This is a genomic window from Haloarcula japonica DSM 6131 (assembly GCF_000336635.1).
GTDB classification, from domain to species: Archaea; Halobacteriota; Halobacteria; order Halobacteriales; family Haloarculaceae; genus Haloarcula; species Haloarcula japonica.
Window position 1 is genome coordinate 41,714 of sequence record NZ_AOLY01000011.1, and the last position, 9,424, is coordinate 51,137.

10 protein-coding genes are annotated in these 9,424 nt (G+C 56.3%); 5 read left to right on the forward strand and 5 right to left on the reverse strand.

What is annotated here, in order from left to right:
• Positions 1 to 226 precede the first annotated feature (226 nt).
• From C444_RS07535 to C444_RS07545, 3 genes are all read left to right on the forward strand, one after another.
• Positions 227 to 634 (forward strand): hypothetical protein, encoded by a 408-nt coding sequence (locus C444_RS07535; protein WP_004592024.1) that lies wholly within the window; start codon positions 227 to 229, stop codon positions 632 to 634.
• Complete coding sequence (locus C444_RS07540) at positions 621 to 806, forward strand: hypothetical protein (RefSeq protein WP_004592025.1); 186 nt, start codon at positions 621 to 623, stop codon at positions 804 to 806. Before C444_RS07535 ends, C444_RS07540 begins: the two co-directional genes overlap by 14 nt.
• Positions 807 to 1,402: 596 nt before the next feature.
• A complete protein-coding gene (locus tag C444_RS07545; protein ID WP_004592026.1) occupies positions 1,403 to 2,044 on the forward strand; it encodes a hypothetical protein in 642 nt (213 codons plus the stop codon).
• Between the two features lie 69 nt (positions 2,045 to 2,113).
• On the opposite strand, the gene C444_RS21995 is transcribed toward C444_RS07545, so the two are convergent.
• The 5 genes from C444_RS21995 to C444_RS07570 form a co-directional block, all read right to left on the reverse strand.
• Positions 2,114 to 2,278 (reverse strand): hypothetical protein, encoded by a 165-nt coding sequence (locus C444_RS21995; RefSeq protein WP_161607594.1) that lies wholly within the window; start codon positions 2,276 to 2,278, stop codon positions 2,114 to 2,116.
• Between the two features lie 866 nt (positions 2,279 to 3,144).
• Positions 3,145 to 4,728 carry a type IV secretory system conjugative DNA transfer family protein gene (locus tag C444_RS07555; protein WP_004592028.1) on the reverse strand — a complete coding sequence of 528 codons (1,584 nt, stop codon included), beginning with the start codon at positions 4,726 to 4,728 and terminating at the stop codon, positions 3,145 to 3,147.
• Positions 4,725 to 5,270 (reverse strand): hypothetical protein, encoded by a 546-nt coding sequence (locus tag C444_RS07560; RefSeq protein WP_004592029.1) that lies wholly within the window; start codon positions 5,268 to 5,270, stop codon positions 4,725 to 4,727. Before C444_RS07560 ends, C444_RS07555 begins: the two co-directional genes overlap by 4 nt.
• Positions 5,267 to 5,740, reverse strand: coding sequence for a hypothetical protein (locus C444_RS07565; RefSeq protein WP_004592030.1), 474 nt, complete (start codon positions 5,738 to 5,740; stop codon positions 5,267 to 5,269). Before C444_RS07565 ends, C444_RS07560 begins: the two co-directional genes overlap by 4 nt.
• A 141-nt stretch (positions 5,741 to 5,881) precedes the next feature.
• Positions 5,882 to 7,099: an RNA-guided endonuclease InsQ/TnpB family protein gene (locus tag C444_RS07570; RefSeq protein ID WP_004592031.1), complete on the reverse strand. Its 1,218-nt coding sequence runs from the start codon at positions 7,097 to 7,099 to the stop codon at positions 5,882 to 5,884.
• Positions 7,100 to 7,305: 206 nt separating this feature from the next.
• On the opposite strand from C444_RS07570, the gene C444_RS07575 reads away from it, so the two are divergent.
• Entirely contained in the window at positions 7,306 to 7,905 is a 600-nt protein-coding gene (locus C444_RS07575) for a GNAT family N-acetyltransferase (RefSeq protein WP_049909256.1), read from the forward strand.
• A 652-nt stretch (positions 7,906 to 8,557) separates the two neighbouring features.
• The coding region (locus C444_RS07580) for an AAA family ATPase (protein ID WP_004592033.1) at positions 8,558 to 9,424 on the forward strand (867 nt) is incomplete at its 3' end.

Sequence of the window (9,424 nt, forward strand, 5' to 3'; positions counted from 1 at the left end):
GCTCGGAACTGGCCTCACTCCGCTCCCGTTGGTCGCTCCGTTCGGCGACCGGGCATACTCCGCTGGACGGTCGCGTGGCTGCGGGCGTTGCGCCTTCCTCTGTGACCCGCTCGCGCCAGGGCACCTGAGGCGCGAGCGGTAGCCCGCAGTGTCGAGGTTCAGGTCGTCGGGAAGAGGATGAATGAAGACGCGGCGTTCGCCGCGCCTCGCACCTTGGACAAGTGCAATGTCGAGTATCAACGAGAGCGGTAAGAGCGTACTGGTACAGACCGAACTCAGCGAGTTCCGAACGACGATCCCGACGGTCGTCACCGATGGCGGCCATCGCATCGAGGACGCGCGGACGCAGCGAGCGTTGACCGAAGAGATGGACGTGTGGCTCTCGCAGGAAGGCGGCATCTACGGCGTCCAGAAGGGCGCAAGTGGCAGCACCTACGAGGTCGATGTCGTTTCAGAAATGTGCTCGTGCCCGGACTGGCAGACGGGCGAGCCAGACGGTGGGTGCAAACACCTCCGGCGGGTCGACATGGAGATTCGAGCCGGTCGAGTCCCGCGCCCAGATGGACGGCTCACCGAGAGCGCGGCCGTGATCGAGATGCCAGTCGAGGAGCGCGACGGTGATGTTGGTCTGTGAGTGTGGGAGTCGACGGCTGGAGTTGGAGCGTGCAAGCCAGAACGAAGCGGCGAACGGCTTCTTCGAATTCTATCGCTGTGCGGTCTGTGATCGAACGGGAAGCTACGAGGTCGACGTCGCCGGGATCGACTGGACGAACGGCTGTGTGACGACTGAGGAGCGGGTGCCGTAGCTGCGAATACCCGGCACTCGTTTTTTCGTATCCCGAACCACCCCTCCACCTCCAGGTTCCGAGCGCTCACAGTCGTCGTGAGCGCTGGGCTTTCCCGATGGTTGTTTCGCGATTAGCTCCGGACACGACACCCACCGTTATCGATTTGTAACGAGGTCCTGTTCAGCCCCAGCTCCTCGACGGGACCCTCGTGTGTCTGTCCGGTCGAGCAACTGGTGGCCCGAGAATGCAAATCCGTGAGTCGTCGACGACAGATAGCGATGCATCGACCCGATGATAACTGAAGCGAGAGGTGGCTGGCCCTGTTGCACGATATGATGGACTGGGTAGACGCTTCCGAGAAGAGTGGGGGTAGCTGAGCTATGCGCGACGTAAATTCGGTGGTTCTTACCGCGTGGCAGGCTAAAACCCTGCTGGCACTTTCAGAGAAAACGCAAGACATCGACGGGGTATCTGTGCGGTGGTATAGCGATTCTGTGCGGTGGTTTGGGATTTGATATATTAGTGCCGTTGCGGAGGATCAGCTACTCCTTGTCGCGAGCCCCAGCTGGAAAAACGAGACCTATGTACGACAAGCGAGAAGCAGCGTACTGAGAATGACGCAGTGCCCAGTCTGTGAGAGTGAGAAGGACTATCAACGGATCGGCCAACATTGGTCGAACTCGACGTCGTGCGATTTCCCGTATCCAAGCGAGAGCGAGAGAGCGGTTTTCACTGGGCTCTGGTTAGCGGGCGCGACCGTCTCCGAGACGGGCAACAATCCGCTGCTGGTGAAGACAACAAAATACAAGCAGGCGTTAGAGTGGATCGCTGAGGAGATCGGCATCTGGCACAGCACGATCAAGCAAGATTCAGACCGTGAGACGCTCACTGAATTCACTGGCGACGAGACGGCACAGAAAAACGAAAAATGGCGATGGACATCTGTCTCCTGTCCGTGGTTACAGCACTTAGTCGAAGCCTCTCTTACCGACGAATTCGTCAATTTCTCTCCGCGAGCGGCCCAGGTCTTTACGTCGTTCCGTGGGACGCTCAATGATGGTGATCACCTGGTTCTTTGGTACCCAGACGGCTCTGCATTCGTCGATCTTCTTGCAGGCCACGGTTTTGACGTGACTGCCCATGCATACGAGGGACGCTCAGATCTGATTTGGTTTGACAAACAAACGTCGTTTGAGTATCTTGACTGGATTGGCGGCCCGATACCACCGTTGGCGATGAAGTTCGAGAGTAATTGAGAGAAGAGATAGGCAGCTGTCGTTTGTGGACTGAACGAATAACAGAGGTAGTGGTTTTAATACATCGAACTACCAGCGCTCGGGAACTGCGATCTTGTACCGAGCGCGGTTCCCGTCACGGGTACGCGTGATCAGTTCTACGCGATCACAGAGTGTGCCGAGGTACCCAGTGTAGTTGCTCGCCTCACCACCGTAGAACTCCTCCATCTCAGAGACAATCTCCTCCTTCAACATCCCATCAGGGTGCTCTCCATCCTGACGATGCTTTTCGAGAATGCCGAGGAAGGCACCCAGATGGCCATACAGCGATAGCCCTCGGTATAGCGTCTTCTCGACGGGCCGTAGACCATCGAAGTCATTGTCAAACATCTCCGCCNCTCTCCATCCTGACGATGCTTTTCGAGAATGCCGAGGAAGGCACCCAGATGGCCATACAGCGATAGCCCTCGGTATAGCGTCTTCTCGACGGGCCGTAGACCATCGAAGTCATTGTCAAACATCTCCGCCAGATCCCATCCCTGCTCAGTCAACGACAGCACGTCCTCGCCCTTGCTGTCCCCTTTCTCGACATGGAAGATGTCGTTTGAGGTGCGCGACACGAGGCCGTAATCCATTGAAGAAATCTCGCTGATCTCGTCGATAGAACTCAGTTCTTCAGCGAGTTCCTCACGTGTTACCTGCTCTTCCTCCACGAGTTGGTTCAGCGCCACCTTGAGCTTTAGCGGATCGGGCGACCATCCCATCAGAGGCGGCTTTGGCTCCTCATTCAACTTGGCTTGGAGTTCTGTACGCTGTTCTGGAGTTAGCTGCTCGACCTCATCTAATAGATGTTCAACGTCGACACCACTTGTGTTGTCTTCTTCTAAGGGCATTCCAAGACTCTCCAAGGCAATAGAAGACACCCCATATATAAATAAGTTAGGCCGTTTTACGGCATTATTGAGATAGTCGCTGAAACTCAGTTACCGTGGCAGGTGGCAGGGCACGACTCCAGTTGGTCAACACACGATATCCAAACCGGTCGGTTCAGCACAATTACGCCGGGATTTACTTCTTCGAGAACTGTTCTACGTCAGCCTGCCACATGTGGTTAGTTTCGATCAATTCAGAACCTTCTCTCGGGGAGGACAGTCTGAATTGACGCATTCAGAGCCTGAGACCACCTCACCGCAGTGGGGGCATCGTTCGTCAACTTCGTCGACCTCCCTGCCCTCGATCTCGTCGATATCGGTGATGTACTCAGCGACGTCCTCATACAGATCGATCTGTGCATCAACCCATCCATCGTTTCGGACGATGATTCCCCACCCCGGTGCGAAGTCCCCGAACTCGCCTTTGGCCATCGCGTGCTTCTCAACATCCTCAGTCGATGTTCCAGAAACCTCGCCATCAGCGTTGTATTCAGGGACATCCTGCTCTTCCCAGTACGTGCCAACCCGGCTCCGTGCGAATGCGATACTCGAGGAGTCATTGAGCCGGAGAATGATCGTCGAGAGCAGCCCAGAAAGGAGTGCATCGCCCCCGTCGCGACCATACCGATCATACAGCTGTGCAACGGACTGCAACGTGATGAGTGCCCGCGTGTCTTGCCCGGCCCCGACATTCACGAGATCCCCGATGCGTCGTAGTGGTGGCAAGCGAGCAAACTCGTCAAGAACAAAGTACGCGCTTTGATCGCCATCGTCGAGCGCAAACCGAATTGACCAGTCGATAGTAAACCGGATGAGTGGCTTCGTGGATTCGCCGAGCCGTTGCGGATAGTCGATGATCAGGACCTGGCCTTCTGGATCGTTCATGTACTGGCGAATCGACCAGCTCCCTGCCTCGCAGAGATCGCCCTGGAACATATTTCGAACCTCCTTGCGGAACGACGCCATGACGCCCTGCGACTGTTCGGACGCGTCAGGGTCGATGTAGTCAGTGATCCCCTGGAGATCAGGATGCTCCGAGAGCGTTTCAGCGAGTTCTTCGACCGTCGTTGATTCGATCCACGTTACGAGGTCCTCATTCGTGGGTGTGGTTCCATCAGGCGCGTCTCGCCGCATGACTTTGAGAACCGCAGCGAACAATTGACGTGAGGCATCGGCGAAGAAATCGGAGCCATCAGATGGAGCCGGGAATAGTTCTCTAGCGAGCTCTTCGCATTCCTGTTCAGATTCGACTTCCTCGAAGATATTCCACTGGACATCGGCTTCCCGACCTGAAAGGACAATGCGCTCATCCTCGTCGAGATGGTCCTGGAAATCCGTTTTGTGGTCGTAGATAATGAACGGCGTATTGTCATCGGCTTTGTCGCGTATCTGGTCCACAAGCAGTTTCGCCGCGTTGGTCTTCCCCGACCGAGTCGCCCCCAGAATCCCGATTGACCCCGTCACGTCGATGGGAATCATCCGCCGCAGTAGACGACCGCTCAAGTGGTCTGTCTCGTTGATGTGATTGACTGGAAGCCCAACCTCAGAGTCGTCGAGCCGCTCCGACGAGAGCGTTAGCTGCGGTGGGCGATCTCCCCAGTACCGATAGAGAATGAACGGACTTGCAAGAAATGCCAGCCCCCAGATTGAGAGAGGGATGACTGGGAATTCTGGAGTCGGGAGGTAGAAAAGCCAGACGAGGAGCAACAGAATCCACCCAACAACGAACCACGCCGGACGAACGTAGTACTGGAACCGCTTCGTCAGACTCATCGACTATGTCCCTGTCCACGGTCCTGCTCCTGCTCCTGGCTAATCTGCTCCTGTTCCTGCTCTTGGCCCACTGACTCGTCAAGGGCCTGGTCGAGGGCGTGCTCAACGCCCTGCTCCTGCTCAATTGAATGCTCGTGCGCTCGGTCACGAATTTGGTCGAGATCCTCCCTGTCGATCCAGAGCGGGTCGCCAGGCTGGTCAGCGCGCCCAGTCGCGACCACGTGCGCGTGAGGACGGTCACCACCATCGCGATGGACGGCATAGCCCCAGTCAACACCCTCGCGACTACCGATGGTCTCACGGATGGTTTGCCGTGTCGCGCGCCCGATTTCCTTGTTATCGAGCTGTTCCGCATTCTCGGGCGAGATGATGAGATGGCGACTCATCCCATTCTCCTCGGAACGGTCGAGCAGATGCTGCTGCTCGCTCTCATCCATTTCCTGGCCCGTTCGGTCGCGCAGGTTCTCCTCCTCGTGCTCGATATAGCGCATCAGCGCCCCCGTGTCTCGGCGCTTAAAATCAGAGTCGATGACCGTTGTCATTGGTTGCCCTCACGTAGTGCTTCGAAATCGAGTCCACTGCCGTCCTGATCAGAGTCATCTTCAGCAGTTGCGCTCTGGTCGTCATCCCCGCCGCTAGCGAGATCGTCAACGTCGTCCTCACGGAGTCGTCGCGCACCGGTTTGCAAGGCCTCTCGAATAGCCGCCTCGCCGTGTTGTTGCTTCACAAGTTCGAACGCAGCCACAGCATAGACGCCAGTCTTTGCATTCAAATCCTGTATCTCCCGGGCAGTGTCCTCCATGTCTGTGAGACCGTCATCGAGGAGGTCTTGCAGCCGTTCAGATGCGCGCGTTTCAGCAGAGACCGCACCCTCGCGTTCGCGACGAAGCCCCTCACGAACGAGTTCGAAAACGACGGTTGAACGAGTCGTGTCCTGGTCGTCGGCCAACTCGTCCAATTCGCGTAAGGTCTGTTCGTCGCTGTAGAAGGTAATTTCCTGATCACGCGCCATGGGAATCTCCCCCGTTTTCACAGGCATCTGTTTTGTGGGACACCGACGGGATACTGTCTTTCCAGTCTCGTTCAGTGCGTCAACTGCCCCGCGCACGGTGGCGCAGGGCTTGTCAGTGAACTCGGCCTCTCCCGACTGTGGTTAGTCGGACGGGACGAATCCCCGGTTCGGCGTCACTGTTCCTGACTTCAGGGCGAGTTGACTGTCGCCCGTCCGCCGCGACGACTGTAGGCCGCGACGGACGTACCGCCATCCAACATTTTTCGCTCCAACATAGTCCGCATTCGCTGTCGCACCACACTTCTCGCATGCGAACTCCGCCTGCCTGACGCGATTGCCTTCGCTAGTGTGTCCACACTCGGGACACCGCCGACTCGTGTTCTCCGGATCAACGTACTCAACACTGATGCCTTCCGCGTCAGCCTTGTACTCCACGAGGTCAACGAGCTGGCGGTGCGCCCACTGGTGGAACTCTTTGACCGGCGGCGCACGTTCCCTGATGTGTTTCAGGTTCTCAAAGGCGATGTACTCGCAGTTATGCTCCAGTGCTTCCTCGATGATGTTGTTGGCCACGCGGTGGAGGACATCGCGGACGTACCGCGATTCCCTGCCGCTCATCAGCTGAATCGTCCGATGTGCGGATTGTGTCCCAGTCTGTTGGAGGTTGCCACGTATCCGCTCGAACTCCCGATGGCGGTGTCGAAGTTCCCTGCCGGACGCGAAGTACGCCGTACTGGTGGTAGCGATGTTGACGATGCCGAGGTCAACGCCGAGAACTGTCCTGTCCTCGTCGTCGCCCTGTTGTTCGACCTGTTTCTCGGGCTTTGGTTTGCGAAAGCCGAGATGCAGGTAGTAGTCGCCATCACGCTGAGAAAGTGTGGATTCGGTCAGTTCCCAGTCCTCGTCTTCGAGGTACTGGTGTTGGTAGCCATCTTCGTCGTCAGGCAACGCGAGATCGCACCGAATACGGTCGTCAACCGTTGAGAGTGAGACTGTTCCGTCGTCGAATATCGTCATCGTCCGGGTGTCGTATTTCACTGTCTCGGCGGTGAACTCCGGACGTGATGTCTTGTACTCCTCGTCCAGTTCTTTGATTTCTTCGACGCCGGAGAGTGCGGCTGCGGCTTGGTGGGTGGCGAGGATTGCGTGCTGACTCCCGAGACGCGTTTCCTCTCGCACATCGCCGTAGGCGAGGTCTTGGAGGTACGTCTTCCGCGTTTCACCGTGTTCCCATCCGATCTGGCTGCTGGTGTTGCAGGCAGTTTTCCACTCGTTGATGGTAGCATCGAGCAGTTGCTTCTGCTCGTGGGTGAGGATGGGGCGGGTGATTGCGGTGCGTCTCAGGTAATCGTCCGCCACAAATTTCAATAGATAGTAAAGGTACTTAATAGTTGATAGGTTTGTGGCAGCGGGCGTCGGCTTCCTCCCCGCCCACGGTGGGGCGGGGAATCCGCCTTGCTACCTAGTTTGAGAGGGTGTCATAGAACGGCTCTCACACAACCTATGTGAGTACCCTGATTCGATAAGTACAGGATATACAGTGGTCGCGTGGAAATTCCTCAGACATGAAATACCAGCTCCGATTAGCCACTCCGGAAGATGCACCAGCCATCCGTTCTATCTACGCGCCTTTCGTCGAATCGTCACCAATTTCGTTTGAAGTTGACCCGCCAACGACTACGGAGATGGCAGAGCGGATTGAGACGACTCTCCACAAGTATCCGTGGTTCGTTTGCGAGACGGACGAAGGCGAAATTCTCGGATACGCAACTGCGAGTTCGTTGCGATCAACCCCGCCGTATGCATGGACGGCTGAACTGTCAGTATACGTCGCTGAAGACACTCACCAATCGGGTATCGGAACCGCGCTGTACACTTCCCTCTTGGAGACTTTGAAGGAGCAAGGATATTATAACGCGTACGCAGTTGTGACGCTCCCGAACCCTGCAAGCGTGAAGTTACACGAGCGAATGGGGTTCGAACCGGTCGGTACGTTCCCCGCAGTTGGCTACAAACAGGGGGAGTGGCACGATATCCAGTGGTGGTATCGACAGCTGGCAGATCACCCATCCGATCCGGAACCACCGCAGCCATTAACTGCCATCCGAGGGTCGCCCGTGCTTGAACACATTCTGAAAAGAGCAGAGACATACTTCGACATCTAATCAATACGCAGACCTACTTATCGGCCAATTCACCGTAGAAGTGGATGTAATCAACACTATGAGAAGACTTCTATGACACCCTTTAGTTTGAAGTTACTATCACTGGAGGGCGGTTAGACGGGCATCATCGCCCGTTTTCAGATCCGCAAGCCGTGCTTAATGATACGTGCTTGGCTAGTGTCTTATAAGCTACGAGTTGCGAGAATCTGCATACCATCGTCGCAACGAATCACATTGGTACAGTGGCTTAACAGCCACCACAAGCGAGGCGACCGAAGGATGGGACCCTCACACGGGTCCCGACTGACGGAGCCGAGCGCACGCCCCCGAGCGGAGCGACGGGGGCATTCGTGATGCGGTAGCGGTTCGATGCGCACTCGTAGATCTCATCGTCTTTCCAGCCATGATCGGCCCGAGACAGCTATCTTAACCAACACTCGGCGGCAAATGAGAACTCGTGTTGGTTAATACGTCTCAGAAAATCTGAGGACGCTATTCAGCAACTGACACCCGCCGTTAGCCGTTACAACCTGCAAACGGTGGATAGACGGATTTGTGCAGTGGATGGGTATTTCGAGTGTACAGTGCCAGGACTGGCAATTTAGATTCAGCATACACAACGACTTTTACCCTCGGGTGAAATGTCCGACTCATGACCCGGCCGCAGAAGGATAGCACTCCAGACCAAGCGGAAATCACTGACGACAGTGCAATACCCGATGTAGACGGCGAATCTGGTGTTGACAGTGAAACCACTACGGGATCAGATCACGAACCTGCCGAGACTGACCCTGGTTCGGACACAGAAGAGGGGAGCAGTACTAGCGGATTGGGTGGGACGATTCGTGATCGCGTCGAGAGCCAGCTGAATGAGAAGGATTCGACGACGTCAGTGTTTGCCAATAAGGACCTCGTTCACCCGGATACGATCATTGACGCCAATCGCATCGTTGGTCGCGACGAGCAGCTAGATCGGATCATCGAACTACTCCTCCCCGCAGTGAAGGGAGGGCGGCAAGACAATATTCTCCAATTCGGCCCCTCTGGAACGGGCAAATCCCTCATCATCAACGCGACTGCCGAGGAGGTCGCGACGCTCTGTGAGAATCGCGGTGTCGACTTCGGCGTCATTCGCATCAACTGCCAGCGGATCAGCTCCGAGGATAAAGCCGTCTACGCGATGCTGCAGGACGTGTCTGAGAAGACCGGTGCTGAGGTCGGCATCAAAAAACAGGGAACGGCAACCTCAGACAAGTACGACCGCCTCTACGAGATCGTCAATGAACGCTTCGAGGCGATCCTATTCATCCTGGACGAGATCGACTATCTCACCGGGAATAGCAACGACGACGAGCCGGATTACTCTCGACTGCTCTATCAACTCTCACGCGCTACCGCCGAGGGCGACATCGAAGGCCGGTCAGCAGTCGCTGCACTCACCAACGACACCCAGTTGATACAGAAATTGGATGGGCGGACAGCCAGTTCGTTCAATCCAGATACTGTCTCTTATACACAT

What these genes read in the sequence shown, in the direction of transcription:
- C444_RS07535 (WP_004592024.1), top strand. Translation starts at nt 227, where the DNA reads ATGTCGAGTATCAACGAGAGCGGTAAGAGCGTACTGGTACAGACCGAA.
- C444_RS07540 (WP_004592025.1), top strand. Translation starts at nt 621, where the DNA reads ATGTTGGTCTGTGAGTGTGGGAGTCGACGGCTGGAGTTGGAGCGTGCA.
- C444_RS07545 (WP_004592026.1), top strand. Translation starts at nt 1,403, where the DNA reads ATGACGCAGTGCCCAGTCTGTGAGAGTGAGAAGGACTATCAACGGATC.
- C444_RS21995 (WP_161607594.1), bottom strand. Translation starts at nt 2,278, where the DNA reads ATGTTGAAGGAGGAGATTGTCTCTGAGATGGAGGAGTTCTACGGTGGT.
- C444_RS07555 (WP_004592028.1), bottom strand. Translation starts at nt 4,728, where the DNA reads ATGAGTCTGACGAAGCGGTTCCAGTACTACGTTCGTCCGGCGTGGTTC.
- C444_RS07560 (WP_004592029.1), bottom strand. Translation starts at nt 5,270, where the DNA reads ATGACAACGGTCATCGACTCTGATTTTAAGCGCCGAGACACGGGGGCG.
- C444_RS07565 (WP_004592030.1), bottom strand. Translation starts at nt 5,740, where the DNA reads ATGGCGCGTGATCAGGAAATTACCTTCTACAGCGACGAACAGACCTTA.
- C444_RS07575 (WP_049909256.1), top strand. Translation starts at nt 7,306, where the DNA reads ATGAAATACCAGCTCCGATTAGCCACTCCGGAAGATGCACCAGCCATC.